This is a genomic window from Streptomyces sp. NPDC028991, from assembly GCF_055564775.1.
The window spans coordinates 180,185-206,242 of sequence record NZ_JBVHVP010000005.1 but is presented as its reverse complement, the minus strand read 5'-3'; the positions used below and the strand labels follow the sequence as shown (position 1 = coordinate 206,242).

Genomic DNA, 26,058 nt, shown 5'->3' with positions numbered 1-26,058 from the left:
CAAATCAGTGCCAAACAGCTTAAAAACAAGCATCAACAGAGCGCACGTCTCAGGACAGCAGGAAGTCCGCCTCTCCTGCCTTGGCACCCTCGATGAAGGCGGTCATCTCGGCGGAGGTGTAGATCAGCGCCGGGCCGTCGGGGTCGGTGGACTGCCGAACCGCGATCCGGCCGTCGGCGAGCTTCATCGCCTCCAGGCAGTTGCCCCCGTTGCCGCCGCTCCACGGCTTGTGCCAGCCCTCGCTGCCCAGTTCCCGGGCGGGCATGCCGTTGTAGATCCGCTCATTGCGGATCCGCTCGCTGCGGTTCCGTGGCGAGCGCTGGGGTTTGATGCGGTTCATTCACAGCTCCTTGCGGAGATCCCGGAGGATCTCCTTCGTGCGATGTGCCGTGGCGGCCTGCGCCGCCATGCGGTCCATGACCTCGAGGTGGGTAGCCACCTCGGTACGCGCGTCGAGGTAGACGGCGCCGGTCAGGTACTCGCTGTAGACCATGTCCGGCAGTTCCGGCATGGCGAATCGGAACAGCACGAAGGGCCCGTACGTACCCGGGTGCGGCCCGTTGGAGAACGGGGCGACCTGCAGCGTCACATTGGGCAGCTTCGTGGCCTCGAGCAGCCTGTCGATCTGGGCACGCATCACCTCCGGGCCCCCGACGGGGCGGCGCAGGGCGGTCTCGTCCATGACGACCCACAGCCTGGGCGCGTCCTTACGGGTGAGCAGTTCCTGGCGTTGCATGCGCAGGTCGACGTGGCGCTCGATGTCGTCGGGCCGGGTCTGTCCGATGGCTCCCGAGCGCAGTACCCCGCGCGCGTACTCCTCGGTCTGCAGCACTCCGGGGACGAAGTGCGGCTCGTAGGAGCGGATCAGGGAGGCGGCGCCCTCCAGGCTGACGTACATGGAGAACCAGCCCGGCAGGATGTCGTGGAAGCGCTGCCACCATCCGGGTTTGTTGGCGTCCTCGGCCAGCCGGACGAAGGCGTCGGCCTCCTCGTCTCCGATGCCGTAGGCCTTCAGCAGGAGCTGGAGGTACGGGATCTTGAGGGCGACCTCGGCCATCTCCATGCGACGCACCGTGGCGGGGGCGACGCGCAGGATGCGGGCGGCTTCCTCGCGCTTGAGACCGGCGCGTTCCCGCAGGTCCAGCAGGCGCCGGCCGAGGACGACCTGGCCGACCGTCGGCGCGGACCGCGGCTCGCTCACCGCCCACCTCCTGAAGAGTCCCGAAGAGTCCCTGTGCCCTTGCGCGGACAGCCCGGCGGCGCCATTCGAAGACCTGTTCGAAAGCTCCGGAAGGCCTTCGGTGGTCTGAATTGGCGCCGCTCGACGTGCTGTTGCGAGCAGTGTGCCACGGCCGTCCAGACCGTCACACAGCACTCTGCATTTTTCAGAGTGACACTTGCCAAGTGTTCACGGCGGGGCGATAGTGGCAAGCGTGATTCCGTCCGCGCCCTTAGGAACAGACGCCACCGCGGGCTCCCTGGGCCTCGGTGCCGCCATGGGAGCCGGCCCTTCGGGGTCCGCCGCTGCCGAGCGCCGGTTCCGTTTCGAGCTGGCCGCACACCCGGGTTCTCCCGCACAGGCCAGACGCCTGACGCGGGCCCGGCTGAACGGCTGGTCGGTGTGCGAGGACACCTGCGACACCGCGGCCCTGGTCGTCTCCGAGCTGGTGACCAACGCGATCGTGCACACCGCGAGCAGACACATAGTGTGCGAGCTGCACGACGGCACCGACCTGGTGCGCATAGCCGTGCGCGACGAGGGGTGCGCCCCCGGCCAGCCCCACCCTCCGGCCGATCAGCAGCCCGAGGACGAGCACGGCAGGGGACTGCTCCTCGTCGACGCCCTGTGCGACGCCTGGGGGGCCCACGAGCACGGCCCCGGACTGCTGGTCTGGGCAGAGCTGCCACGCAAGGCCGACGGACCGCGCGATCCGTCGGAGCCCTACAACGACCTGGGCTGGGGCGCCCGCCCGAAGCCCGGCCCCGCCGACGGCACGGGGGACGAGGGCGAGGCGGAGGCCTGCCGCCGAGAAACGCGCCGCGGAACGGGGACCGAATGGCTATGAGGGCTGCGTCCGGCATCCGACCACTCGGTCTGGACACCCTGGTCCGCCTGCAGCGCGGGCTGACCACCCCCGGGGCGCTTCCCGGGACGCCCCGGCGACTGCCCGTGCCGGACGGCATGACGGCCCCGCTGGGCTGCGACGCGGTCGCGGTGCCCGCCCGCTTCGGCCCCCTGGTGCTGCCCCGGCTGCCGCGCGTCGGGTGCGTCTACGCCGACGAGGCGCACTGGTGGTGGATCGTCCCGTCCGACTCCGACTACGCCCTCGAGTGGCCCGCGCCCGCACGGTACGCCACCGGTGCGGTCGTCCCCGACGCCCCGGACGTTCCCGGCCTCATCCACCGCCCGGACGGCACGGTCCCCTACACCCCGCCCATCCCGCTCTACCTGGCGCTGTGCCGGCTGACGGACACGACACCGACGTGGTCGCGGCCGGTGAGCGCGTAGGCGCCGCCGCGCTCTCCCGTCCCTCTTCGCTCCCCCGGCTCCGCCCCGCACGCCCCCTTCCGGCTTCCTCCGGCCGGGCGCGCGCCCGCGCGCTCCGGCCTCCCCCGCCCACGCCCTGCCCGTAGGCGTCCCGCCCCCGCGATAGTGGCCGTCCGTCCACGATGGGGAGGCAGACGGTGCGCAGGAAGGGCGGCACGGAGGCAGCCGGGGTGTCGGAGTCGGAGCGGCTGCTCTTCGGCGGTCCGCTGCGCTACGACATGGGGTGGAACCAGCACGCCGACGCGTTTCTGGAGCTGGGCTTCCGGGCGATGCTGACACGGTTGCCGTCCCTGCTGTCGTCCAGCTTCCGGCTCGCCCGGCAGGCCGACCCGCAGGCCGCGCGGACCGTACTGGCGGCCGAGGTGGGCCGGGGTCTGGCACAGGCGGTCAGTCTGCTCGCGGTCAACAGCGTGCTGGCCGGACTGATGGCCGCCGGCCCCATCGGGGAACGTCTGCGCGGGACGGTCCCGGCGCTGGTCACCGTAGCGGCGGTGATGCTGCTCGCGGCGCTGCTGCGGGCGGCCTCCACGTACGCCACCGGACGGCTGGAGCCCAAGGTGGAGCGGGTGGCCACCGAGCGGTACCTGGAGCGGGCGGCGGCCGTGGAGCTGTCCGCGATCGAGGATCACGCCTTCCACAAGCTCCTGGACACCGCCCAGTACGGCGCGGCCTCCGCACGGCGCATGATCATGTACGGCACACGCGTGGTGAACGCGATGATCTCGCTGATCGCGGCGGCCGGCGTCCTGACCGTGCTGCATCCGGCGCTGCTGCCGCTGCTGGTGACGATGACCCTGCCGAGCGCCTGGAGCGCGCTGACCCTCGCCCGCCGCCGGTACGAGTCGTTCCACGCCTGGGTGCAGCACGAACGCGCGGGGCGGCTGCTGGGCAGTCTGCTCATCGAACCGGCCGCGGCCCCGGAGATCCGGGTGCACGGCGTGGGCCCCTTCCTGCTGCGGCACTTCCGCGCGATGTCGGAGACCGCCGAGGCGGAGCAGGCCCGGCTGGCCCGGCTGGCGGCCCGTACGGGGCTGATCGCGGCGACGTGGACCGGGCTGGCCACGGCGGCGACGTACGCGACGCTCGGCGGGCTGCTGCTGGGCGGAGCGATGTCCCTGTCGGTGGCGGGTACGGCCGTGATCGCCATCCGCACCGGCTCGCAGAGCCTCGGCACCCTGGTCGTGGAGGTCAACGCGCTCCACGAGGAGGCCCTGTTCGTCGGCGACCTGGAACGGCTGCACGTGGAGGCGGCCGACCGGGCCATTCCGCTGGGCGGCGCCGCGCTGCCGGAGGACCCGAAGGAGATCCGCTTCGAGAACGTCACGTTCCGCTACCCGGGTGACGCCACCCGCCCGGCGCTCGACGACGTGACGCTCTCCCTGCCGCTGGGCCGGATCGTGGCGCTCGTCGGCGAGAACGGCTCGGGCAAGACGACGCTGGTGAAACTGCTCGCCGGGCTGTACACCCCGGACCGGGGCCGGATCACCTGGGACGGCGTCGACGCGGCGACGGCGGACCGGCACGCGCTTGCCGAACGCGTCGCGATGGTGGCGCAGGACTTCAAGCGGTGGCCGTTCACCGCGCGGGTGAACGTCGCGGTGGGGCGCTCCTCGACGCCACTCGGCGACGACCGTGTGGCCGCCGCGGTCGCCGAGGCCGGGGCCGAGGAGGTGGTCGCGGACCTGCCGCGCGGCCTGGACACCCTGCTGGCCCGCAACTTCAGCGGCGGCCACGAGCTGTCCGGCGGCCAGTGGCAGCGGGTCGGGATCGCCCGCGCGGCGTACCGGCAGGGCCGCATCCTCATCGTGGACGAGCCGACGGCGGCCCTGGACGCCCGGGCCGAGCTGGAGGTCTTCGAGAAGATCCGCGCCCTGGCCGGCAGCGGGCAGACGGTCGTCCTGATCACCCACCGGCTGGCTTCCGTACGCCACGCCGACCTGGTGCACGTCCTCGACCAGGGCCGGCTCGTGGAGTCCGGGACACCGGACGAGCTGCTGGCCACCGGTGGCGTGTACGCGGAGCTCTACTCCCTCCAGGCGGAACAGTTCACCAGGGCGCCGGTGCCCGCCCCGAAGGCGGGCTGACGTCAGGGCCGCGCCCGCGCGTCAGGCGGCCGCGTCGCCGACGGGATCGCCAGCGCGGACGATGACCAGGAACATGTCCGTGGCGAGGTCCATGACGACCTCGGCGGGCAGGCCCTCCAGACGCCGCGCGTTCGCGAACTCCTCCGCCGGCCAGGAACCACGCGGTCCGCCGGCGGGAAAGCGTTCGAGCACCGTTCGCCCGTTCACCCTGCACCTCCATGTAGCGCTGTACTCGTAGAGTTAAACGCCAACCATGGAGCGATCGCCTCGTGGAGTGATGGTACTGAGACATAGTTGACACTCGTTCACCGCAAAGTGTGAGCGGCGTCTCAGCCGTTCGGCCTTCTTCGCTACGGTGCGTGTCAGCTCTCGTACTCGTCGTGGTATCGGAGTCTCTCGCTTCCCGCAGGAGCACCCAGAGCCGAGGCGCGTCCCTCGGGTTTCTCCCACTGCTCCCGCCGGCCGAGGGCGGTCAGGTCGAGCAGGCTGGTGGTCGAGCCGAGTCCGTCGAGGCCGCGCTCGTACGTCGAGTAGGTGTGGAAGACGCGGTCGCGGTCCCGCAGGAAGCAGCTGATCCCGGGCCGCTCGACCAGTTCGCCCTCGTGTTCGAGGGTCACCTCGAAGTCGGTGTTGAAGTCGCTGACGTACGACGAGTACCAGGGCAGCGTCCAGCCCATCCGCGCCTTGAACGGCAGGATCCTCGGGTAAGGCGCCCGGGACACGGCCGCGAACGACGTACCGCGCGCCCTCAGGTGCGCGAGGTGCCCGATCTGGTCCAGGAACGCCGAGCAGCTCCGGCAGCCGGCGTCCCACTCGGGCGCGAACATGAAGTGGTAGACGACGAGCTGGTCGCGTCCCTCGAAGAGGTCGAGCAGCGTGGCCTTGCCGTCGCCGCCCTCGAACACGTACTCCTTGTCGACCTCCACCATGGGCAGCCCGCGCCGCTCGGCGTTGAGCGCGTCACGCGCGCGGGTGGCCGCCTTCTCCTTGGCCAGCAAGGCCTCGCGCGCCGCGCGCCAGTCCGCGCGGGTGACGATCTCGGGCAGCGACATGGATCCAGCTCCTCCTGTGCGACACACGACGGTCCTCCGGGGTGGTGACCGACGTGCGGAGCGGAACTCATCGCGGCCCGGCAAGATTCTTTTCGGGAGGGCGCCGGGAAGCCGCTGACCTGGGCGTTCAGCCCCGTGCGGTGCTCAGTTTCCTGCGGTGCTCAGTTCCTGCGGTGCTCGGCTTCGTACGGTGCTCGGCTTCGTACGGTATTCAGGTGTCGTACTCCTGGACCCGCCGTCCGTGACCGCGGTCGGTCAGGGCGGGCAGCCGCTCCCCCAGCTCCCGCACCACGCCGGGCACGTCGACGGTCAGCAGCTCGCGGTCCCGCATGAGGACGCGCCCGTCGACGATCGTCGTGCGCACGTCCGCGGACCGCGCGCTGTGCACCAGGGTGGCGGCGAGGTCGTGCACGGGCTGGGTGTGCGGCCCGGTGAGATCGACGAGGACGAGGTCCGCCCGCCGCCCCGGCGCGATGCGGCCGACGGTGCCGCCGAGCCCGACCGCGCGGGCACTCTGCAGCGTGGCGTGGTGGAGGGCCTGGCGGGACGTCAGCCAGCGGGGGTCACCCTCGGTGGACTTCTGGACCAGGGACGTGAGCGCCATCGACTCCCACACGTCCAGGGAGTTGTTGGAGGCGGCGCCGTCGGTGGCGAGCCCCACCGGGACGCCGATGCCGCGCAGGGCGCGCACGGGCGTGGTGGTGGGCCAGGCGAACTTGAGGTAGCCGCGGGGCGCGGTCGCCACGGCCGTACGGCCGCCCGCGCGCGCGAGGAGCGGCAGATCGGTCTCGACGATGCCGGTGCCGTGCGCGATGAGCACGTCGGTGTCGAGGATGCCGGTACGTTCCAGGACCTCGACCGGGGTGGCGCCGTGCCGGGCGACGCTGGTGTCGGTCTGGTCCCGGTTCTCGGCCGCGTGGAGGTGTACGGGCAGGCCGTGGTCACGGGCGAGTCCCGCGGTGGCGGCGAGGTCCGCGTCGGTCACCGTGTAGGGGGCGTGCGGGGCGAGGGCGGTGGTGATGCGTCCGCCGGCGGCGCCGCGGTGCCGCAGCGCGAACTCCAGTGACGCCTCCCGCCCTTCGGGCCCCTGGGAGGAGAAGTACGCCTGCCCCAGCAACGCCCGCATCCCGCACTCGGCGACCACGGCGGCGACCGCGTCCATGGCGAAGTAGTGGTCCGCGAACGTCGTCACGCCCGCGCGGATCATCTCGGCGCAGGCGAGCCGGGCCCCCAGTTCCACATCGCGGTCGGTGAGGTTGGACTCGACGGGCCAGACGACGTCGTTGAACCACTCCTCGGTGGGCAGGTCCTCGGCGAGGCCGCGCAGCGCGACCATCGGCGCGTGCGTGTGGCAGTTGATCAGGCCGGGGAGGGCGACCTGACCGCGGGCGTCGATGCGGTCGGCGGCTGGGAGGCCGTCCGCGGCGGCGGCGGTCGTCACGCGATCGACGACTCCGTTCCGTACGACGACGGCCGCGTCCTCCTCGAAACCGATCCGCTCCCGGTCGTCGTGCACGAGGACGGTGCAGCCGGTGATGACGAGATCCGCGGGCTTCTCATGACCCTCCCGGCCCTCGTGCCTACCGTGACCCTCGCGGCTCTCGTGACCCTCGCCGCGGCTCTCGTGGCCCTCGCGGCTCGCATGGGAAGAAGGCGTCATCCCGCCAACGTACGGTGTCGGCGTAAGCCCACGCGCCCGCGCCGCTCCTCGAGTTCGCTCCGCAGACCGGCGAGCCGTTCGGTGTGCAGGGACGTGAGCCGGCCGGTGTCGTCGAGGTGCACGGCGCACGCGGTGGTGGTGTCGACGAGTCGTTCGAGGACGGCGGCGACCTCGTCCGCGCCCTCCGAGTGCCGGGCGAGGGGCGGGAGTTCCGCGGCGGCGCGGGCGGTCGCGGCGCGGGCGTCGGCGAGCGTGCGGTAGGCGTCGCGGCGCAGCGTCCACCGGGTGGCGCGGTCCTCGGACTCGCTCAGTACGTGGACGAGGTAGGCGTGGGCCGCGGCGTCGGCGGCCTCGATCCGGGCGCGGACCCCGCCGCCCCGCTGCCCCGGCATCGGCAGATGCCCGACGACCAGCACGATCGCACAGGCCAGCAGCGTCTCCCCGATGCGGCTGACGGAGGCCTGGGGCTCGCCGCCCACCATGACCAGCGCGAGGACGAGGACGGTGACGACGGTGGTCTGGGCGGCGAAGTGCCGCGCGGCGACGGGCACCAGGGCACCGCAGACGGCGACGAGCACGACAAGCCCTTCCGGCCGGGGCAGCGCGGCGGCGAACCCGGCGAAGAGCAGCGCCCCAAGGACCGTCCCGGCCGCCCGGCACAGCACCCGGGAGGCGAGCGGACCGAGGTCGGGCTTGACGAGGAAGACGACGGTGGCGGGCAGCCAGTACCAGTGCTGGTGGGACCCGTACCAGTGCCCGTGGTGCAGTGCCTGGGCGGCGGCGACCCCGGCCCCGAAGCACAGACCGGCACGCAGCCCGTACTCCCGTCCCCCGGCACCGAGGACGGTGCGTGCCAGGGAGACGCCAGACCGCCTGCGGGTGTGCAGGTCCCGGCCCCGGCCCCGGTCGAAGGCCTCCGCGGCGTTCAGGAGGGCGTCGTCGAGGGCCCGCAGGGCGGGGTCGGTGCGGCTGGGGGCGGGCAGTGGCCCGGCGTGGGAGTTGCCGCGGACGGCCGCGGCGAGCCGGCGGGGTCCTTCACCGGCCCGTGCCGGCAGGGCCCGTTCCGCCCAGGCGAGCGCGGTCGCGGCCTCGCCGAGGGGCAGCGCGGCGGCGTACTGGGCGTGCAGCCGCCGCTCGGCCGCGGACGAGGCGTAACGCCGCAGCCGGGGCCCGGCGAGCGCGTCCTGCGCGTGGTCGAGGGCGGCGGTGAGCGCAGCCCGGCGGGCGACGGCGTGCTCCGTGCCGGCCGCGTCCAGGAGCTCGGCGACGGCGTCGTAGACGTCGGCGACGGCCGCCCGCTCCCCGTCGAACCGGAAGTCGAGGCGAGAGTCGAGGCGGAAGTCGCCGGTGAGTGAGCCTGGCGTGGGCAGGGCCAGTCGCAGCGCGAGCAGCCATCCGGCGCCCGCGAGGAAGGCCAGCACGCTCTGCCATCCGGGGTCCGGCAACGGCATCCCGGCACCGACGGCACTGGTCACCAGCAGTTGCGTCCCGGCCCCGGACGCCACGGTCCCGACGGCGCTGACACCTCCGGTGACCAGTCCGAGCCCGGTCATCACCAGGGTCAGCGGTACGGCTGCGAGGTGCTGCCCGGCGTACGTCCCGACGAGCAGCCCGACAGCCCCCGCGAGCGCGGGCACGCCGATGCGCCGCACGGACGTACGACGGCTGCCCGGCCGGTCGTTGATGCCGGCCAGCATCGCGGCGATGGCGGCGACGACCCCCAGGGAGGCACGGTCGGCGAGCACGGCGGCGAGCAGCAGCGGCCCGCCTGCCAGCGCACCGCGGGTCACCGCGCTCCAGGGCACGGGCCCGCGCTGGGCTCTCAGGGCGTGGGCGAACCAGGGCGGAAGCGTGAGGCGGGCACGGCGCGCGCGACGGACGGTGCGGGACACGGGGCGCGGGGCTCCTGTCGTCTGGTCGAGGGCGGGGGTGAGCCTTCGGGCGACGGTGGCCGGGCTGCGTGGTGTCAGGCGGTATGCGGTCAGGCGGCGTGGGGCGGCCTGTGGTCAGGCGGGTGGTGGAACGGTATGGCGTCCACGGTAAGGGGTGTTCTTGGAGGAGAAGGGACGGGCGTGTTTCGGGCAAGTGACGGCCGGCACGGAACGGCGCGTGCTTTGTGAACGGAATCGGGTCATGCGCGTGCCGTGCCCACCCCTCGGGGACCCTGGCCTCTCCCGGCCTCTTCCACGGCCGCGCGCAGGAGAGCCTCGGCGTCCATGACCGACCGTGCCAGAGCCTCCGGCCGGGGAGCAAGCTCCGCCAGCAGCCCGTCGACACCGTCGGCCCCGCCCAGCCCGGCCCGTCGGATCAGCCCCTTCTCGTTGGTGACCCACTCCCCCCGCGCCGCGAGGACCGCGTGCGCCGTCTGTGTCGCTGCCAGGGCGATCGCGCCGGCGACCTGCGTGAGGGCGCCCTTGGGCGCGTGGCCGGCCTTGGCGTAGGCGAGGGTGGCGGTGGCCGCGCCGTACCAGCGTTCGGGGGCGGTGGCGCGGAGGGCCTCCGGGTAGGCGGGACGGGGCAGTTCGCCGCGCAGTACCTCGTTGATCGCTAGCTCCGCGACCACGAGGTACGTCGGGATGCCCGCGAGGTGGAACATCAGCGGCTCGACATCGAAGCGCCCCGCCTCCGCCTCCGCCGTCTCGTGCTCGACCACGTCGAGGTCGCGGTAGTGCAGGTCGACCCGGCGTTCGTCGATCGTCAGCCAGGCGCCCCCGTTGAAGACGCCGCCGCCCCACGCGCCGATCTCGGATACCTCTCCCGGCCAGCCGAGGGCACGGAGACCGTCCGGGTCGAAGGCGCCGCGGTAGTAGACCGCCAGGTCCCAGTCGCTGTCGGGCCCGTGGGTGCCCTGGGCCCGGGAGCCGCCGAGCGTGACCGCCCGGACATGGGGCAGGACGGCGAGGCGGTCGGCGGTGGTGTCGAGGAAGGTCTGGTCCGTGAGGGAGGGCACTGCTGCTGGCTCCTGGCGGTGGGAACGGGCGGGCGGACGCCGGAAGCGTACGCGCGGGCGGCCGGCGGCACGAGGCGAAATTCGGATGCGGGGGCCGTCCGGAGCACGGACGATCGGGCGGTCGACCGTTCACCGCCACAGGAGTCCACGTGATTCAGCGCGTCACCGTGCCGGGCCTGTTCCCGCCGCCCGCCTACTCCCACGCTTCCGTCGTCGAGGCCGGCACGAAGCTCGCCTTCCTCGCCGGGTCCGTTCCGCTCGACGCGGAGGGGAAGCTGGTCGGCGAGGGCGATCCGGTCCGGCAGGCCGAGCAGGTGATCGCCAACCTCACCGAGCAGCTGCGCACCGTCGGGAGCGACTTGGCGCACGTTCTCTCGACCGACGTGTACGTGGTCAGCGGCGAGACCGCCGCGCTGTCGGCCGTCTGGGACGTCGTCGAGGCGTCCGGGCTCAGTGCCGGCCCGCACTCTTCGACGCTGCTCGGGGTGAGCTGCCTCGGGTACCCGGGGCAGTTGGTGGAGATCACGGCGACGGCGGTCGTGCCGGTGGAGGTAGGTCCGTGAGCCGTGTGGCGGCCGTAGGGCGGGGCGGCGGCCCGGCGCTTCCGGCCGCCACACGGCTGGTCAGGCGTCGGCGCGGGCGTACGTGTCGGTCGCCGCCAGCAGCGCCTCGTCCCCGGCCGCTCCGGCGTCGTGTCCGGCCTCGTCCACGACCACCAGCTCGCTGTCCGGCCAGGCGTGGTGGAGCCGCCAGACGATGCCGAGGAGGTTGCCGAAGTCCAGGCTGCCCTGCACAAGGGTGCCCGGGATGCCTTTCAGCAGGTGCGCGTCCCGCAGGACGACGCCCTCGTCGTTGCCGTCGCCGAGGAAGTGGTCGTTGCCCCAGTAGTGGGTGACGGTACGCGCGAAGCCCAGGCGGAACTCCGGGTCCTCGAACCGGGCGACCGAGCGTGGCGGCGCGGGGATGATCGCCGTCTCCCAGTCGGTCCAGGCGCGCGCGGCCCGGGCCCGGACTTCGGCGTCGGGCGACTCCAGCAACCGGTTGTACGCGGCGGCCACGTTGCCGTCGCGTCCGTCTGCGGGCAGTTCGGCGAGGAACCGCTCGTGGGCCTTGGGGAAGATGTTCCCCAGGCCTCGGGTGAGGAGGGCTACTTCGGCGTTGGAGCCGGTCGCGACCCCGGTCAGCACCAGCTCGGTCACCACCCCCGGATGTGTCTGGGCGTACCGCAGACCCAGTATCGACCCCCACGACACCCCCCACACCAGCCACCGTTCGATGCCCAGGTGGGTGCGCAGCCGCTCCAGGTCCGCCATCATGTGGGCGGTCGTGTTGACGCTCATGTCGGTGGCGTGGTCGCTCGCCCCGGGGACCGACCGTCCGGCACCGCGCTGGTCGAGGAGCACGATCCGGTAGGCGGCCGGGTCGAAGTGCCGTCTGAGGTTGGGGCTGGGGCGGGATCCCGGCCCTCCGTGCAGCACCAGCGCGGGCTTGCCGTGCGGGTTCCCGCAGACTTCCCAGTGGACGCGGTTGCCGTCGCCGACGTCGAGCATGCCGTGGTCGTACGGTTCGATTTCCGGATACAGGCCCATCGGAGCACCGTAGCGCCGTCGTCCCGAGGCGATCACCGCCTTTGCCCCGGGCCCCACGCGTGGCCCTACGCCTTGGGCAGCCCCGCCGCCTCGGCCGCCGTGCGCAGCACGTCCCGGAGCATCTCGGGGGTGAGCCGGCCGGTGAAGGTGTTGCGCTGGCTGACGTGGAAGCAGCCGAAGAGCTGCAGAGCGGGCCCGTCCGGGGCCTCCAGCGTGACGTGCCCGCCGTGGGTGAAGGCGGGGCGGGGCCGGGGCACCGGCCAGCCCGCCTCGGCGAACGCGGGCAACGCCGCCTGCCAGCCGAACGCGCCGAGTACCACCACGGCCCGCAGCGTCGGCCGCAGCAGACCGAGTTCCTGGACGAGCCAGGAGCGGCAGGTGTCGCGCTCGGTGGGGGTGGGCTTGTTGGCGGGCGGCGCGCAGTGCACCGGCGAGGTGATGCGCACGCCGTACAGTTCCAGGCCGTCGTCGGCGGAGACCGCGGTGGGCTGCGAGGCGAGACCCACGTCGTACAACGCCTGGTACAGCACGTCTCCGGAGCGGTCGCCGGTGAACATCCGGCCGGTGCGGTTGCCGCCGTGGGCCGCGGGGGCCAGCCCGACGATCAGCAGACGCGCGTCCGGCGGACCGAAGCCCGGTACCGGCCGGCCCCAGTACGTCCAGTCGGCGAAGGACGCCCGCTTGGTACGGGCAACCTCCTCGCGCCAGTCGACCAGCCTCGGACAGGCCCGGCATCCCGCGATCCGCTGGTCGAGTACGGAGAGGCCACTGGTGTCCATACCTCCACCGTAAGACCACGGTGCCCTGGCGCCCGGCCCGCGCCCGAGACCGCGCCCCGTCCTCGTCCGCGCCCCCGCCCTCGTGCCTGACCTGCCTGCCCCTGGCCCGTGCCCTGGCTTCCCGGGCAGTGCCGGGCCCTCGTAAATAGGCGCCCCTCTCGCCCGGCTGAGCGGTTAGGGTCGAGCCATGGCTTCCGAGCATGACGAGGGCAGGAACGGCGGGGCGGCCGGCCCACAGGACGCCGCCGGGGCCAAGGCCGGCACGAAGGCCGACGTGAAGACCGGCGACAGGGCCGGCGGCAGGGCCGATGACACGACTGGCGAGACCGCCACCGGTCGGCAGCCCGACGCGGGCGAGGGCGCGCCTGCCGCCGCCCAGCCCCCGGACCCCAAGACCGCCGCCGCGATCGCGGCCGCCGAGGCGGCCGGGCCGGGGAGTGGCGAGAGCGTCCGCGTGGACAGCTGGATCTGGGCCGTCCGCCTCATCAAGACCCGCTCCCTCGGCGCGACCGCCTGCAAAGGCGGCCATGTACGGGTGAACGGTGATCGGGTGAAGCCCGCGTACTCGCTGCGCGTCGGAGACGAGGTACGCCTGCGGCACGAGGGCAGGGAGCGCGTGGTGGTCGTGAAGCGGCTGATCCGCAAGCGCGTCGGAGCCCCGGTCGCCGTCCAGTGCTACGTCGACAACTCCCCGCCGCCCCCGCCCCGCGAGGCCGTCGCCCCGGCCGGTATCCGCGACCGTGGCGCCGGCCGTCCCACCAAGCGCGACCGCCGCGAGCTGGAACGCCTGCGCGGGCTGGAGGGCCTGGGCCGGGCCCGGCGGGACGCCGAGAACAGGCCCTGAGCATCCGCGCCGTCCCTGCGGTCAGGCGCGCCCGCGGCGGGCCAGGCGGAGCAGTGCCTCGTTGTGCTCGCGGCGGGCCCAGGCGATGAGCAGGAGCGGCACCATCAGGACGAGCGGTGTCGCGGCGCGCTCTCCGTCGAAGTAGGTGAGCTGGACGACGAAGGCGCCCACCATCAGCGCGCCAAGGGCCGTCGCCGCAACCGACTGCAGGGCCGGGACCAACAGGGCGATTGCTCCGGCCAGTTCGAGGACACCGATGGCGTACATGCCCGCGCTGCCCCAGCCCATGTCGGCGAAGGTGTCCGCGGCCGAGGAGTGCGCGATCAGCTTGGGCCCGGCGCTGGCGACGGCGAAGAACAGCGCGAGGAGCACCTGCACCGCCCGTAGGGCGATCCGGGCGCCGCGCCTCCGGGTCGATGTGGCCGAGGCGGTGGAAGCGACGGAAGCGGCGGCCGTGGTCGCGACGGAAGCGGTGGAGGCGGCGGTCTCGGGCATGGGGGTCTCCTGAGCTGAGCGGTCCGTGATGCTGTCAGGTATTCAGACCGCTCGCCGCCCCGGAACTCATCGCCCGGGCCGCTGCCTCCGGGGCGCCGGAATCGCCCTCACCCACGTCCCGTCGTCCGTCAGATACCGGTCCACCCCGAGTCCCGCCTCCCCCAGTGCCTCCTCGAACTGTTCCCTGGTCAGCGGCCGCGCCCGGAACGTCTGCGTCCAGACCGCGTCCGGGAACTCGTACTCCGCCCGTACCGCGTTGACGCCGTCCCCGACCGGATCCGAGGACACGATGCGCACGGTGAAGCCGCTGGGGTCCACCCGCTCGCGCGGCAGGTTCGTGTGGTAGTCCTCGCCCTCCCGCTGGATCAGCACACAGCCGTCTTCCGTGACGTGCCGGGCGCAGGTGCGCAGCAACCCGCGGCTCACCTCGGCGTCCCCGGTGTGTACGAGGAACGACGCCAGCATCACCACGTCGAAGTGCTCGCCCAGGTCCAGCTCCTCGATCGGGCCGCATATCGTCCGTGCCCCGCGCACGTGCTCCAGCATCTCGGCGGACTCGTCCACCGCGGTCACGGCGAACCCGCGCTCCAGCAGTGGATGGGTCATGCGCCCCACCCCACTGCCCAGCTCCAGGAGGCGCGCCCCCTCGGGCACGGCGGCGGCGACGATGTCCGGCTCGGCTCCGACGGGCAGCCGTGAATAGAGCTCGACCGCGCAGCCGTCCGGGGTGATGGCTCCGGGTCCCGTCCCCTGGTATCCCTCTCGCATTTTCATCTCCATGCCCATCCAACGGGCCGCGCCCGCACACCCGTTCCCCCCGAGGGCCGGTTCACCCGACCGAGTGAACGCGCGTCGGACCGCCCGAGGCGGGACGTTCCGCACGTGAGCCTGCCGACAGAACCTGAGCCTGCCGGCAGAACCTGGCCCGCCGTCAGAGCGGAAGCCAGCCGTGCCCGATGTACCAGTGGCCACCCGCCCGCAGATGGTCCCCGACGGCCCGCTCCAGAGAGGTGCGCCGCGGCAGCTCCTCGACCGGCAGGCAGGGGTTTCCGAAGACGAAGCGGACAGGTTCCTCGTCGGCGGGCTCGGTGTCCTCGCGGGCCACCCGGAAGCGCTCCTGGAACCGTACGATGTTGGTGTCGGCGGCCAGGAACCGCTTCAGCTGCGGGTCGAGGAGCCAGGAGTGGCACGTCGCGGCGCGATACGGCTCCTCGGGGAAGTGCCGCCGGAAGAAGTCCCGGGCGAGCCCGAGCGAGCGGTCGCAGGCGGCCGGTGTCAGCGGCCCGCGGTAGTCCGGGACGTGCAGGTTCAGGCACGGCTCACCCGGCACCGCGTCCATCCCGGCCGCCCGCAGCACCGGCGTGGCGCGCTGCCCGATCGTGGCCCGTTCGAACTGCAGCCGTCCCAGTTGGTACAGCTCGCCCCGGAAGTGGTGCACCAGCCACCGTGGGGCCGCTACTCCGCCCGTGCCGTGCCGCCGGCGGTGGCTTGCCATGTTCCGCCCCAGGTCGGCGAGGGTGCGCCGGCTGATCTCGGCCGGGATGCCGCGTTCCGAATGGTAGGCGCGCGTGTGGGGCAGCGCCGCGACGAACACGTACGCGGCGAAGTACCCGACCAGCGCCTCCGGAGCTTCGGTCAGCCGCTCCTCGAACCGCCGCACGCCCTCCCGGTCCCCGGCCGGCTCCCCGAGGTCCCGCACCAGGTCGTGGACGCACTCCTCCAGCAGCCGCACCGTCCCGGCATCACGCGTCACGCCGCCGCGCAGTCCCACCAGCGCGTTGATGTCCTCGTGCGGCACCGCCAGGTCGAGCAGTACGTCGGGCAGGTGGTCGGCGTCCGGCAGGACGGGTCGGTCCAGTGGCACGTTCGTTTCCCCCTCGTCGTCTCCCGGAGTACGTTTTCCACAGGAGTGGTGATCCGATGCGTACCGGCAGTGAGCCGACCACCGCGCGCAGTGCCCTGCGGGCGCGGTTCTGGCTGAGCGTGTGGGGGCTGGTGTGGGCGGTCTTCGGGACCGCGGCCTTCGCGCTCGCCGGGCGCCCCGGGTGGGCGCTCGCGTGCGGACTGCTGTGGCTCGTCGTCACGGTCGACCTGATCGTGATCGTCCGGCACATTCGCCAGGGTCCGCACTATCAGCCCGGCCCGGACGTCCCGCCGTACCGGCCGCCGAGGAGCTGACCGCCACCCGGCCGGTCCGTCGGGAGCCCGGCGGGGTCGGCGGGGCTCCCCGTCGGCGTCGTCTCCAGTCCGTCGGGGCCGCCGGGGACACGTCAGGAGTCGAACCGCGCCTGCTGCAGATACTCCGGGTTCGGGTCCAGAGCCGCCGCCAGCCGGAAGTGGCGCCGGGCCTGGTCGGGCCACCCCCGGCGCTCGTAGGTGCGGGCGAGGGCGAAGTGCGCGAACGCGTTGTCCGGCTCACGCTCCAGGACGATGGTGAACTCCAGCTCGGCCGGTCTCAGTTGTGCCGCCGCGAAGAAGGCACGCGCGCGCAGCAGCCGGGCGGCGGTGCTCTCCGGGTGTGCGGCGATGACCGCGTCGAGCAGTTTCACCGCGCCCCGCGGGTCCCGCGCCGCGAGCAGTTGCTCGGCGGCACGGAAGTCGATGACATCCGTCTCCGGGGTGCGTCCGGTCGGACCGTTTGTCTCGGGCACGGCAGAGTCCTTCCCTCACTGAAAGGGGTCAACGCCCGTGCGGGGGCCGCTATTCCTGGGGCGTCCGGGGCGCTGGAGCCCCGCACGCGCCGGCGCGTGCGGCGCGTCGGCGCTCAGCGCGGCGCGTGCGCCCTGCGGCTCAGCTCGGTCCACACCTCTTCCACCCGGCGCCGCAGCCCGTCCAGCGGTACGTCGTTGTCGATGACCACGTCCGCGATCTCCCTGCGCTGCTCGCGCGTCGCCTGGGCGGCCATGCGGGCGCGTGCGTCCTGCTCGGTCATGCCGCGCAGCCGTACCAGCCGGTCGAGCTGGGTGGCGGGGTCGGCGTCCACGACGACCACGACGTCGTACAGCGGCGCCAGGCCGTTCTCCGTGAGCAGCGGGACGTCGTGGACGACGACGGCGTCCTCGGCGGCGTCCTCTTCGAGGGCGCGGGACCGGTCGCCGACCAGGGGGTGCACGATCGAGTTCAGCGCGGCCAGCCTCTCCGGGTCGGCGAACACGATCGAACCGAGTTTCGGCCGGTCCAGGCTGCCGTCCTCGGTGAGTACGTCCTCGCCGAACGCCTCCACGACCGCCGCGAGCCCCGGGGTTCCCGGCGCGACGACCTCGCGCGCGATCCGGTCCGCGTCGATCAGTACGGCACCGTGCTCGACGAGCAGCCGGGACACCTCGCTCTTGCCGGCGCCGATCCCGCCGGTCAGGCCCACGGACAGCATGACCGCGCCTCCACCTCACCAATCCCCGCAGGTGCGGGGAGCAACTTACCGACTCCGATACCGCCGGTCAGGCCCACCGGAACATCCCCGCCACGGCTGGGACACGCGGCGCACGGGCATCCGCCAGATTACCGGATCAGCCGTCGCCCTCCCGCTCCGCCAGGAACCGCTCGAACTCGCGGCCGATCTCGTCCGCCGACGGGATTTCGACGGGCTCGGCGAGCATGTTGCCGCGGGTATCGGCGCCCGCGGCCGCGTCGTACTGGTGCTCCAGGCCCTGGACGAGGGCGGTGAGCTCCTCGTCGCCCTCCTGGATTTGCCGGTCGATCTCCGTCTGGGTGCGGTGGGCGTCCGTGCGCAGGGAGTGCGCGATGCCCGGCAGGACCAGACCGGTCGCCGCGGTGATCGCCTCCAGCGCGGTCAGGGCCGCGTCCGGGTACGGGGAGCGGGCGATGTAGTGCGGAACGTGGGCTGCCACGCCCAGTACCTCGTGGCCGGCCTGCATGAGCCGGTACTCGACGAGTGCCTCGGCGCTGCCGGGAACCTGCGCCTCCTCGAAGGGGCTGCGGTGGCCCGGCACCAGGTCGGCGCGGTTGCCGTGCGGGGTGATGCCGACGGGGCGGGTGTGCGGGACGCCCATGGGGATGCCGTGGAAGTTGACCGCGAGGCGGACACCGAGCCGCTCGACGATCTGCTGCACGGCCGCGGCGAAGCGTTCCCACTCGACGTCCGGCTCGGGGCCCGACAGCAGGAGGAAGGGCGCCCCGGTGGCGTCCTGGACGATCCGCACCTCGATGGTGGGTTCCTCGTAGTCCGTCCAGGTGTCCCGCTTGAAGGTCAGCAGCGGCCGACGCGCCCGGTAGTCCACGAGCCGGTCGTGGTCGAAGCGGGCGACGACCTGGTGAGGCAGGGAGTCGAGCACCCGGTCGACGATCTGGTCGCCGGTCTCGCCTGCGTCGATGTAACCGTCGAAGTGGTACAGCATGATCAGCCCCGCCGACTCCTGGGCGAGTGCCATGTCGACGACGGCCAAGCCCTTCGGCTCCCATGCGTACAAACCCTGCGGATCAAGCACAGTGACCGCTCCCCTCCTGGTGTTCGTCATGCACAACACGGAGGCCGGCCCGGGCATTCCCCGTCCGCGTGCCCGGCCGGCGGCGGACGCGCCGAGGGCCCGCACCCCGGGAAGGGGTACGGGCCCTCGGTTCACGAGCTACCGCTCGGTGAGGAGCTCCTGCTCAGCCTGCGTTCAGCTCTGGCCGCCGGCCAGCTTCTCGCGCAGCGCGGCCAGCGCCTCGTCCGACGCCAGGGCGCCGGAGTTGTCGCCGCCCTCGGAGGAGTACGAGCCGCCACCGCCGCCACCGCCGCCGCCGCCGGTGGACGCGGCCGGAGCCGCACCCGCGGTGTCGACACCCTCGGCCGCGGCCTTCTCGTCCGCCTCGCGGGACTTGATGACCTGCGCCTGGTGCTGCTCGAAGCGCTGCTGCGCCTCGGCGTACTGGGTCTCCCACGCCTCGCGCTGGGTCTCGTAGCCCTCGAGCCAGTCGTTGGTCTCGGGGTCGAAGCCCTCGGGGTAGATGTAGTTGCCCTGGTCGTCGTAGGACGCGGCCATGCCGTACAGGGTCGGGTCGAACTCGACCACCGACGGGTCGGCACCGAAGGCCTCGTTGGCCTGCTTCAGCGAGAGGCTGATGCGGCGACGCTCGAGGTCGATGTCGATGACCTTGACGAAGATCTCGTCGTTGACCTGGACGACCTGCTCCGGGATCTCCACGTGGCGCTCGGCCAGCTCGGAGATGTGGACCAGACCCTCGATGCCCTCGTCCACGCGGACGAACGCACCGAACGGCACCAGCTTCGTGACCTTGCCGGGCACGACCTGGCCGATCTGGTGGGTGCGGGCGAACTGCTGCCACGGGTCTTCCTGGGTCGCCTTCAGCGACAGGGAGACGCGCTCGCGGTCCATGTCCACGTCGAGAACCTCGACGGTGACCTCCTGGCCGACCTCGACAACCTCGGACGGGTGGTCGATGTGCTTCCAGGAGAGCTCGGAAACGTGGACCAGACCGTCGACGCCACCCAGGTCCACGAAGGCACCGAAGTTGACGATCGAGGAGACGACGCCGGAACGGACCTGACCCTTCTGGAGGGTCGTGAGGAACGTCTGGCGGACCTCGGACTGGGTCTGCTCGAGCCAGGCACGGCGGGACAGGACCACGTTGTTGCGGTTCTTGTCCAGCTCGATGATCTTCGCCTCGAGCTCCTTGCCCACGTAGGGCTGGAGGTCGCGGACACGGCGCATCTCGACCAGGGAGGCCGGGAGGAAGCCGCGGAGGCCGATGTCGAGGATGAGACCACCCTTGACGACCTCGATGACGGTACCGGTGACGATGCCGTCCTCTTCCTTGATCTTCTCGATGGTGCCCCAGGCCCGCTCGTACTGGGCACGCTTCTTCGAGAGGATCAGGCGGCCTTCCTTGTCCTCCTTCTGGAGAACAAGGGCTTCGATCTCGTCACCGACGGCGACGACCTCGTTGGGGTCGACGTCGTGCTTGATCGAGAGCTCGCGGCTCGGGATGACACCTTCGGTCTTGTAACCGATGTCGAGCAGGACCTCGTCCCGGTCGACCTTCACGATGACGCCGTCGACGATGTCGCCGTCGTTGAAGTACTTGATCGTCTCGTCGATCGCGGCGAGGAAAGCTTCCTCGTTACCGATGTCGTTGACCGCAACCTGCGGGGTGGTGGCGGTGGTCTCGGTGCTGCTCGTCATGTGGGAAAGGGCTCCGGTACGGACATTGAAGTCGTAGGTACTGCTTACGCCGGGAGCCCGTTTCGCTCTGCAGAAGCCGGACAGCCAAGGAAGTGTCACCGAAACCAGGGGTGACACCTCGAGAACCGAGGGGACATACAACAGATGCGAGCGCGACCTGCTACGTCTGAGGTGCGCAGGCCCGCAGCGCAACTTGTAGCATACGGGGGCAGCCGGGCAGGGTCAATGCGCGAAGCCGCACACCCGGGACAGATCGCCGCATACCCGGCACAAAAGCCGTCTCCGAGGCCACGCGGACCCACAGAGGTCCCCTGTGTGACACGCGGGACCGGCTGCGCGGAAGAGCCGCAGACTAGTACGAGGGAGCCGGTCATCCAAGAGCCCGAAGCGTCCGAAGCCACAGGGGCGGAGCCCGAGGCCACCCGGCGTGCCGCCGGTGTCACGGAGAGCTCCCGCGCCAACCGTGGCTGGTGGGACCGGAACGCGGACGAGTACCAGGTCGAGCACGGCACCTTCCTCGGCGACGACCGCTTCGTGTGGTGTCCGGAGGGCCTCGACGAGGTGGAGGCCGAACTGCTCGGCCCGGTGGAGGAGCTGAAGGGCAAGGACGTCCTGGAAATCGGCGCCGGCGCCGCGCAGTGCTCCCGCTGGCTGACCGCCCAGGGTGCCCGTCCGGTGGCCCTGGACCTCTCCCACCGCCAGCTCCAGCACGCCCTGCGCATCGGCGGCTCGTTTCCCCTGGTCTGCGCCGACGCGGCCGTGCTGCCCTTCGCGGACGGCTCCTTCGACCTGGGGTGCTCGGCGTACGGGGCGCTGCCCTTCGTCGCCGACCCGCGGCTGGTGCTGCGGGAGGTGCGCCGGGTGCTGCGGCCCGGGGGCCGCTTCGTCTTCTCCGTCACGCACCCGCTGCGCTGGGCGTTCCCGGACGAGCCGGGCCCCGAGGGGCTGTCGGTGTCCGCCTCCTACTTCGACCGCACGCCGTACGTCGAGCAGGACGACGAGGGCCGCGCGGTGTACGTCGAGCACCACCGGACGCTCGGCGACCGTGTCCGGGACGTGGCGACGTCGGGGTTCCGGCTGGTGGACCTCGTGGAGCCGGAGTGGCCGGACTGGAACACGTCCGAGTGGGGCGGCTGGTCGCCGCTGCGCGGGCATCTGATCCCGGGTACGGCGATCTTCGTGTGCGAGCGCGACTGAGCTTGTACTCCGGCCCGCTTCCCTTCGCGTGGGCACGCGCGCTTTCCTTCGCGTGTGCACGCGCGCGTGGAGGGTGGTTTCGCGGACGTACGACACTGGGGGCGTGATCCGTTACGACGCCCTGGACGCCCTGCCCGTACGCGGTGCCCTGCCCGCCCTGCATGCCGCCCTGGAGGGGCACGGCACGGCGGTGCTGGTCGCGCCGCCCGGCACCGGCAAGACGACGCTGGTGCCGCTCGCGCTGGCCGGGCTGCTGGGCGAGGGGCCCGGGCGGCGGGTGGTCGTAGCCGAGCCGCGGCGGATCGCGGCGCGGGCGGCGGCCCGCCGGATGGCGTGGCTGCTGGGCGAGAAGCCCGGCGCGAGCGTCGGGTACACCGTGCGCGGTGAGCGGGTCGTCGGACGGCACGCGCGCGTGGAGGTCGTCACGACCGGTGTGCTGCTGCAGCGGCTCCAGCGGGACCAGGAACTGACGGGCGTCGACACGGTGGTGCTCGACGAGTGCCACGAGCGGCATCTGGACGCGGACACCACGGCGGCATTCCTGTGGGACGTACGGACGGCTCTGCGGCCGGAGCTGCGTCTGGTGGCCGCGTCGGCGACGACGGACGCGGAGGGCTGGGCCCGGCTGCTGGGCGGGGCGCCGGTCGTGGAGGCGCAGGGAGTGTCGTACCCCGTGGAGGTGGTGTGGGCGCCGCCGGTGCGTCCGGTCCGGCCACCGCACGGGATGCGGGTGGACCCGGCACTGCTCGCGCACGTGGCGTCGGTGGTGCGGCGGGCCCTGGCCGAGCGGGACGGCGATGTGCTGTGTTTCCTGCCGGGCGTCGGGGAGATCTCCCGCGTCGCCGGGCACCTGGGAGGTCTCGGTGACATCGACGTGCTCCAGGTGCACGGGCGGGCGCCGGCGGCCGTGCAGGACGCGGTCCTGTCCCCCGGGTCGCGGCGCCGGGTGGTACTGGCGACCTCGGTGGCCGAGTCGTCCCTGACGGTTCCCGGTGTACGGGTGGTCGTGGACGCGGGACTGGCGCGGGAGCCGCGGACGGACCACGCGCGCGGGCTGAGCGCCCTGACGACGGTACGGGCCTCGCGGGCGGCGGCGCGGCAGCGGGCGGGCCGGGCCGGGCGCGAGGCGCCGGGGGCGGTCTACCGCTGCTGGGCGGAGGCGGAGGACGCCCGTCTGCCGCGGTTCCCGGCACCGGAGATCAAGGTGGCCGATCTGACGGCGTTCGCGTTGCAGGCGGCCTGCTGGGGCGATCCGGACGCGTCCGGGCTGGCGCTGCTCGATCCGCCACCCGGCGGGGCGATGGCGGCGGCCCGGGCGGTGCTGACGGCGGTCGGTGCGGTGGACTCCACGGGCCGGGCCACCGCGCGGGGCGCACGGCTGGCCCGCCTGGGCCTGCATCCGCGGCTGGGGCGGGCGCTGCTCGACGCGGGGGCGGCGGGGGCGGCGGGACCGGGCCATGCCGGGACGGGCCCGGCCGGGGCGGGGAGCTCTCGTGCGGGGGCTTCGAGCGCGGTCGCGGAGGTGGTCGCGCTGCTCAGTGAGGCGCCGCCGCGGGAGTACGGGGACGATCTGGTGGCCGCGCTGCGGGCCGCTCGACGTGGCGGTGACGCGTACGGGGTGCGGTGGCGGACGGAGGTGCGGCGGCTGCGGGCCGCTGTGGAGAGCAGCGGCCGGCCGGTGCGCGGCGGCACCGACGACAACCTCGCGGGGCTGGTGGCCGCGCTGGCGTTTCCCGAGCGGGTGGCCAGGAAGGACGGCGGTTCGTATCTGATGGTCTCCGGCACCCGGGCCGAGCTGCCGGAGGCGTCGGCGCTGCGCGGCGCACCCTGGATCGCCGTGGCCGTGGCCGACCGGCCCGTGGGAAAGGGGCACGCGCGCGTGCAGCTCGGCGCGGTCGTCGACGAGGAGACGGCACGGCTCGCGGCGGGCGCGCTCCTGGCGGAACGGGACGAGGTGCACTGGGGCGGCGGCGATGTCGTGGCCCGGCGTGTCGAACGGCTCGGTGCCGTGGAGCTGACCGTCCGGCCGCTCGCCGACGCCGACTCCGGTCTCGTACGGGACGCACTGCTGGAGGGGCTGCGGCAGGAGGGGCTCGGGTTGCTGCGCTGGACGGCCGACGCGGAGGTGCTGCGCAAGCGGCTGGCCTTTCTGCGGCGGCAGCTCGGCGAGCCCTGGCCGGACGTCTCCGACGACGCGCTGCACTCGCGCGTGGACGAGTGGCTGGAGCCCGAGCTGAGCCGGGCCCGTCGGCGGGCCGACCTGGCGCGGCTCGACGCCGGACAGGCGCTGACGCGGCTGTTGCCCTGGGCGTCCGGGGAGGCGGCGCGGCTGGACGAACTCGCCCCGGAGCGGATGGCCGTCCCCAGTGGTTCCAGGATCCGGATCGACTACACCGACCCAGCCCGGCCGGTGCTCGCCGTCAAGTTGCAGGAGATGTTCGGGCTCCAGCGCTCACCCGAGGTCGCCGGAGTGCCGCTCCTCGTCCACCTCCTGTCGCCCGCGGGCCGCCCGGCCGCGGTCACCGCCGACCTGGCCTCCTTCTGGAAGGACGGTTACAAGGGCGTACGGGCGGAGTTGCGTGGCCGGTATCCGAAGCACCCGTGGCCTCAGGACCCGGCGACGGCGGAGCCGACGCGCCACACGAAGTCCCGCCTCCCGAAGTGAGCAAGTAGGCGAGTGGGCGGGTGGGCGAGTGGGCGGGTGGGCGGGTGGGCGAGTGGGCGAGTGAGAACGGAGTCGACGGAGTGACACGGGCGCCCCCGACGAAGCCGGGAGGCGCCCGCGGCGGTTCGGGCCGGGACCGTGCCTACGCGTCCGGCTCGGTCGACGGCTCGGCGGAGGGGCTGGGCGATGCTTCGGGCGAGGCGTCGCCGGACGGGCTCGGCGACGGCTCCGGCTCGGCCACCTTCAGCTGGACGTTGAGCGTGGCGCCGCCGGCGGTGGTCAGGCGGAGCACGAACGTGCCGGTGGTGTCGTCGGCGTACAGCTTCGGCAGCTTGAGCAGGCCCTTGGCGTCGGTCTTCAGGCCCGCCAGGGTGCGGACGGCCTTGCCGCCGGCGTCCTTGAAGAAGGGACCCTTGTCGTTCACGGCCGGGTCGAGCGCCGACTTGGCGAGCGTGGCGGTGACGGCGACCTTGTCGGCGGCCGCGCCCTTGTGAGTGGCCTTCACTTCGACCTGGTCCGCGAACTCGCCGCCCGGCGTGCAGGTCAACACGGTGGCGTCGGTGCGGGCGAGGGTGTCGGCGACGCGCTCGGTGACGGTGGCCTTGTAGTCGAGGCCGGCGACGGCGCGGCCGACGACGGTGGCGCGGACGGTGAACCCGCCGGTCTTCTCACCCGCCACCAACGCGGGCGCGACGGCCACTCCGGAGGAGTTGGTGGTGACCGCGGCGTACTTGTCGCCGCCGGTGAAGGCGGCGTCCGTGTCGCCCAGGACGGTGAAGCGGATCCGCACCTTGCCGACGGCCTTTCCGGCCTTGGTCTCGGCGCGGGCGCTGATCTTCTTGGCGAACGTGTCGCCCGCGGTCGCGGTGAGCCCCGTGGTGCCGGCGTTCTCCAGGTGATGGACCGTGTCCGTGGGGGTCTCGGTTTCGGGCGGAGTCTCCGGATCGGACGGGTCGGACGGGTCGGAGGTGCCGGGGCCCGGGGATCCGGAGGCGGGGGGCTCGGACTCGTCGGGCGGGGTGGGCTTCTCCGGCTTCTCCGGCTTTTCGGGGCTCGGGCTGGGAGTCTGGGTGCCGGGGGCCCGGGGACCGGTGGTCGCGCCCGTTCCGTCGGGCGAGGGGCTGGGACCGCTCACGTCGATGCCGTCGTCGCTGCGGTCGACGGGCAGCGTGCCGGTGCCGTCCGGGATCTCGTGGGTGCCCTTGCGGTAGTGCTCCAGCCAGGACAGGACCGTGTGCAGGTAGTCCTGCGAGTTGTTGTAGCTGAGGATCGCGCGGTTGAGGTCGGCCTGCGTGGACAGGTCCCAGTCGAAGCGGCACAGGTAGTGGCCGGCGGCGAGCGCGGCGTCGTAGATGTTGTTGGGGTCTTCCTTGCCGTCGGCGTTGCCGTCGCGGCCCGCCCAGGCCCAGGTGGAGGGAATGAACTGCATCGGGCCGACGGCGTTGTCGTAACTGCTGTTGCCGTCGTAGACGCCGTTGTCGGTGTCCTTGATGAGCGCGAAACCGTTGCCGTCGAGCTGGGGGCCGATGATGGGGCTGGTGGTCGTGCCGTCGGCGGTGACGCGACCGCCGCGGGCCTGACCCGACTCCACCTTGCCGATGGCCGCGAGGAGTTGCCAGGGCAGGTTGCAGCCGGGCTTGGACCGGCGCAGCGCCGACTCCGCCTTCTTGTAGGCGTCGAGGACGGTGGCGGGAATGCCCGCCTCGGACGGCCCCCGGGAGACGGGGGTGCCGAGGGTGGGTGCGGGGCTCGGGCTCTTGAGCGGCGGCAGGTCCGTGTAGTAGGGCGAGTTGCCGGTGGCGCTCTGCTCGGGGGGTGTGTCGGACGTCGGCACGTTGTCGGCGGTGGTCTGTCTGCCGTTGGCGTCGGCCGTCACGTCGGGGGCCTGGGACGCGGACAGGGCCGCGACCGCGACCGCCGCCACGGTGGTGGTGACCGCCGCCTTGCGGAGCCTCCTGTCGAAATGCGCCGCCATTGAGTGACCCCTCCCGTGGACGCTCGCGCGTCCGTGTCCGTCTGTCTTCGCCGGTCTTCGGTTGTCGTGCTCGCCCG

25 protein-coding genes are annotated in these 26,058 nt (G+C 72.8%); 8 read left to right on the top strand and 17 right to left on the bottom strand.

Translation table 11 applies throughout. The features are described 5' to 3' along the window. Positions 1-49: 49 nt before the first annotated feature. Together ACZ4V1_RS13575 and ACZ4V1_RS13570 are read right to left on the bottom strand one after the other, a co-directional pair. Entirely contained in the window at positions 50-340 is a 291-nt protein-coding gene (locus tag ACZ4V1_RS13575) for a DUF397 domain-containing protein (RefSeq protein ID WP_468334063.1), read from the bottom strand. After that, positions 341-1,201, bottom strand: coding sequence for a helix-turn-helix domain-containing protein (locus ACZ4V1_RS13570; protein WP_468334060.1), 861 nt, complete (start codon positions 1,199-1,201; stop codon positions 341-343). A gap of 223 nt (positions 1,202-1,424) precedes the next feature. Here ACZ4V1_RS13570 and ACZ4V1_RS13565 point away from each other — a divergent pair, with 223 nt between their 5' ends. The 3 genes from ACZ4V1_RS13565 to ACZ4V1_RS13555 all read left to right on the top strand — a co-directional run bounded on the left by ACZ4V1_RS13565 (position 1,425) and on the right by ACZ4V1_RS13555 (position 4,632). Next, positions 1,425-2,066, top strand: coding sequence for an ATP-binding protein (locus ACZ4V1_RS13565; RefSeq protein WP_468334057.1), 642 nt, complete (start codon positions 1,425-1,427; stop codon positions 2,064-2,066). Next, the gene (locus ACZ4V1_RS13560; RefSeq protein WP_468334054.1) at positions 2,063-2,509 is read left to right on the top strand and encodes a hypothetical protein; all 447 of its coding nucleotides are present in this window, start codon (positions 2,063-2,065) and stop codon (positions 2,507-2,509) included. The genes ACZ4V1_RS13565 and ACZ4V1_RS13560 overlap by 4 nt, the downstream gene beginning before the upstream one ends. 161 nt (positions 2,510-2,670) lie before the next feature. Then, the gene (locus ACZ4V1_RS13555) at positions 2,671-4,632 is read left to right on the top strand and encodes an ABC transporter ATP-binding protein (protein ID WP_468334051.1); all 1,962 of its coding nucleotides are present in this window, start codon (positions 2,671-2,673) and stop codon (positions 4,630-4,632) included. Between the two features lie 21 nt (positions 4,633-4,653). Here ACZ4V1_RS13555 and ACZ4V1_RS13550 read toward each other — a convergent pair whose 3' ends face one another. From ACZ4V1_RS13550 to ACZ4V1_RS13530, 5 genes are all read right to left on the bottom strand, one after another. Next, complete coding sequence (locus tag ACZ4V1_RS13550; protein ID WP_468334048.1) at positions 4,654-4,839, bottom strand: hypothetical protein; 186 nt, start codon at positions 4,837-4,839, stop codon at positions 4,654-4,656. A 155-nt stretch (positions 4,840-4,994) separates the two neighbouring features. Further along, positions 4,995-5,684 carry a DUF899 domain-containing protein gene (locus tag ACZ4V1_RS13545; protein WP_468334045.1) on the bottom strand — a complete coding sequence of 230 codons (690 nt, stop codon included), beginning with the start codon at positions 5,682-5,684 and terminating at the stop codon, positions 4,995-4,997. 211 nt (positions 5,685-5,895) lie between these two features. Continuing rightward, complete coding sequence (locus ACZ4V1_RS13540) at positions 5,896-7,344, bottom strand: amidohydrolase (protein ID WP_468334042.1); 1,449 nt, start codon at positions 7,342-7,344, stop codon at positions 5,896-5,898. Continuing rightward, entirely contained in the window at positions 7,341-9,236 is a 1,896-nt protein-coding gene (locus tag ACZ4V1_RS13535) for an FUSC family protein (protein WP_468334039.1), read from the bottom strand. The genes ACZ4V1_RS13540 and ACZ4V1_RS13535 overlap by 4 nt, the downstream gene beginning before the upstream one ends. Before the next feature lie 239 nt (positions 9,237-9,475). Continuing rightward, positions 9,476-10,294: a nucleotidyltransferase domain-containing protein gene (locus tag ACZ4V1_RS13530; protein ID WP_468334037.1), complete on the bottom strand. Its 819-nt coding sequence runs from the start codon at positions 10,292-10,294 to the stop codon at positions 9,476-9,478. A gap of 149 nt (positions 10,295-10,443) precedes the next feature. Between ACZ4V1_RS13530 and ACZ4V1_RS13525 the strand changes: the two genes are divergently transcribed. Further along, positions 10,444-10,857, top strand: coding sequence for a RidA family protein (locus tag ACZ4V1_RS13525; RefSeq protein ID WP_468334034.1), 414 nt, complete (start codon positions 10,444-10,446; stop codon positions 10,855-10,857). 60 nt (positions 10,858-10,917) lie between these two features. On the opposite strand, the gene pip is transcribed toward ACZ4V1_RS13525, so the two are convergent. Together pip and ACZ4V1_RS13515 are read right to left on the bottom strand one after the other, a co-directional pair. After that, positions 10,918-11,883 carry a prolyl aminopeptidase gene (gene pip, locus ACZ4V1_RS13520; protein ID WP_468334031.1) on the bottom strand — a complete coding sequence of 322 codons (966 nt, stop codon included), beginning with the start codon at positions 11,881-11,883 and terminating at the stop codon, positions 10,918-10,920. A 65-nt stretch (positions 11,884-11,948) separates the two neighbouring features. Beyond that, on the bottom strand, positions 11,949-12,662 hold the full coding sequence (locus ACZ4V1_RS13515) for a uracil-DNA glycosylase (RefSeq protein WP_468334029.1): 714 nt from the start codon (positions 12,660-12,662) through the stop codon (positions 11,949-11,951). A 187-nt stretch (positions 12,663-12,849) separates the two neighbouring features. Here ACZ4V1_RS13515 and ACZ4V1_RS13510 point away from each other — a divergent pair, with 187 nt between their 5' ends. Then, positions 12,850-13,506: an RNA-binding S4 domain-containing protein gene (locus ACZ4V1_RS13510; protein WP_468334026.1), complete on the top strand. Its 657-nt coding sequence runs from the start codon at positions 12,850-12,852 to the stop codon at positions 13,504-13,506. Between the two features lie 21 nt (positions 13,507-13,527). On the opposite strand, the gene ACZ4V1_RS13505 is transcribed toward ACZ4V1_RS13510, so the two are convergent. The 3 genes from ACZ4V1_RS13505 to ACZ4V1_RS13495 form a co-directional block, all read right to left on the bottom strand. Then, a complete protein-coding gene (locus ACZ4V1_RS13505; protein ID WP_468334023.1) occupies positions 13,528-14,001 on the bottom strand; it encodes a DoxX family protein in 474 nt (157 codons plus the stop codon). 66 nt (positions 14,002-14,067) lie between these two features. Next, positions 14,068-14,769 carry a class I SAM-dependent methyltransferase gene (locus ACZ4V1_RS13500; protein WP_468334020.1) on the bottom strand — a complete coding sequence of 234 codons (702 nt, stop codon included), beginning with the start codon at positions 14,767-14,769 and terminating at the stop codon, positions 14,068-14,070. A gap of 163 nt (positions 14,770-14,932) precedes the next feature. After that, positions 14,933-15,865, bottom strand: coding sequence for an acyltransferase domain-containing protein (locus tag ACZ4V1_RS13495; protein ID WP_468334017.1), 933 nt, complete (start codon positions 15,863-15,865; stop codon positions 14,933-14,935). Between the two features lie 56 nt (positions 15,866-15,921). Between ACZ4V1_RS13495 and ACZ4V1_RS13490 the strand changes: the two genes are divergently transcribed. Next, entirely contained in the window at positions 15,922-16,179 is a 258-nt protein-coding gene (locus ACZ4V1_RS13490) for a DUF6343 family protein (RefSeq protein WP_468334014.1), read from the top strand. A gap of 92 nt (positions 16,180-16,271) precedes the next feature. Here ACZ4V1_RS13490 and ACZ4V1_RS13485 read toward each other — a convergent pair whose 3' ends face one another. The 4 genes from ACZ4V1_RS13485 to rpsA form a co-directional block, all read right to left on the bottom strand. Further along, positions 16,272-16,652, bottom strand: a complete 381-nt coding sequence (locus ACZ4V1_RS13485) for a tetratricopeptide repeat protein (protein ID WP_468334011.1) — start codon at positions 16,650-16,652, stop codon at positions 16,272-16,274. A gap of 113 nt (positions 16,653-16,765) precedes the next feature. Beyond that, positions 16,766-17,371, bottom strand: coding sequence for a dephospho-CoA kinase (coaE, locus tag ACZ4V1_RS13480; RefSeq protein WP_468334008.1), 606 nt, complete (start codon positions 17,369-17,371; stop codon positions 16,766-16,768). 136 nt (positions 17,372-17,507) lie between these two features. After that, a complete protein-coding gene (locus ACZ4V1_RS13475; RefSeq protein ID WP_468334005.1) occupies positions 17,508-18,446 on the bottom strand; it encodes a PAC2 family protein in 939 nt (312 codons plus the stop codon). Positions 18,447-18,620: 174 nt separating this feature from the next. Then, complete coding sequence (rpsA, locus tag ACZ4V1_RS13470) at positions 18,621-20,144, bottom strand: 30S ribosomal protein S1 (protein WP_468334002.1); 1,524 nt, start codon at positions 20,142-20,144, stop codon at positions 18,621-18,623. A 315-nt stretch (positions 20,145-20,459) separates the two neighbouring features. Between rpsA and ACZ4V1_RS13465 the strand changes: the two genes are divergently transcribed. Continuing rightward, positions 20,460-21,341, top strand: coding sequence for a class I SAM-dependent methyltransferase (locus ACZ4V1_RS13465; RefSeq protein WP_468334000.1), 882 nt, complete (start codon positions 20,460-20,462; stop codon positions 21,339-21,341). 103 nt (positions 21,342-21,444) lie between these two features. After that, positions 21,445-24,006: an ATP-dependent helicase HrpB gene (hrpB, locus tag ACZ4V1_RS13460; protein WP_468333997.1), complete on the top strand. Its 2,562-nt coding sequence runs from the start codon at positions 21,445-21,447 to the stop codon at positions 24,004-24,006. A 142-nt stretch (positions 24,007-24,148) separates the two neighbouring features. On the opposite strand, the gene ACZ4V1_RS13455 is transcribed toward hrpB, so the two are convergent. Further along, positions 24,149-25,981, bottom strand: a complete 1,833-nt coding sequence (locus ACZ4V1_RS13455; protein WP_468333994.1) for a lytic transglycosylase domain-containing protein — start codon at positions 25,979-25,981, stop codon at positions 24,149-24,151. Between the last annotated feature and the right edge of the window lie 77 nt (positions 25,982-26,058).

Bases quoted from the DNA above. Each gene is read 5' to 3' on its own strand.
- ACZ4V1_RS13545 (WP_468334045.1), bottom strand. From the start codon at position 5,684: ATGTCGCTGCCCGAGATCGTCACCCGCGCGGACTGGCGCGCGGCGCGC.
- ACZ4V1_RS13455 (WP_468333994.1), bottom strand. From the start codon at position 25,981: ATGGCGGCGCATTTCGACAGGAGGCTCCGCAAGGCGGCGGTCACCACC.
- ACZ4V1_RS13560 (WP_468334054.1), top strand. From the start codon at position 2,063: ATGAGGGCTGCGTCCGGCATCCGACCACTCGGTCTGGACACCCTGGTC.
- ACZ4V1_RS13540 (WP_468334042.1), bottom strand. From the start codon at position 7,344: ATGACGCCTTCTTCCCATGCGAGCCGCGAGGGCCACGAGAGCCGCGGC.
- ACZ4V1_RS13490 (WP_468334014.1), top strand. From the start codon at position 15,922: ATGCGTACCGGCAGTGAGCCGACCACCGCGCGCAGTGCCCTGCGGGCG.
- ACZ4V1_RS13515 (WP_468334029.1), bottom strand. From the start codon at position 12,662: ATGGACACCAGTGGCCTCTCCGTACTCGACCAGCGGATCGCGGGATGC.
- ACZ4V1_RS13500 (WP_468334020.1), bottom strand. From the start codon at position 14,769: ATGCGAGAGGGATACCAGGGGACGGGACCCGGAGCCATCACCCCGGAC.
- coaE (WP_468334008.1), bottom strand. From the start codon at position 17,371: ATGCTGTCCGTGGGCCTGACCGGCGGGATCGGCGCCGGCAAGAGCGAG.
- ACZ4V1_RS13510 (WP_468334026.1), top strand. From the start codon at position 12,850: ATGGCTTCCGAGCATGACGAGGGCAGGAACGGCGGGGCGGCCGGCCCA.
- pip (WP_468334031.1), bottom strand. From the start codon at position 11,883: ATGGGCCTGTATCCGGAAATCGAACCGTACGACCACGGCATGCTCGAC.
- ACZ4V1_RS13555 (WP_468334051.1), top strand. From the start codon at position 2,671: ATGGGGAGGCAGACGGTGCGCAGGAAGGGCGGCACGGAGGCAGCCGGG.
- rpsA (WP_468334002.1), bottom strand. From the start codon at position 20,144: ATGACGAGCAGCACCGAGACCACCGCCACCACCCCGCAGGTTGCGGTC.
- ACZ4V1_RS13575 (WP_468334063.1), bottom strand. From the start codon at position 340: ATGAACCGCATCAAACCCCAGCGCTCGCCACGGAACCGCAGCGAGCGG.
- ACZ4V1_RS13505 (WP_468334023.1), bottom strand. From the start codon at position 14,001: ATGCCCGAGACCGCCGCCTCCACCGCTTCCGTCGCGACCACGGCCGCC.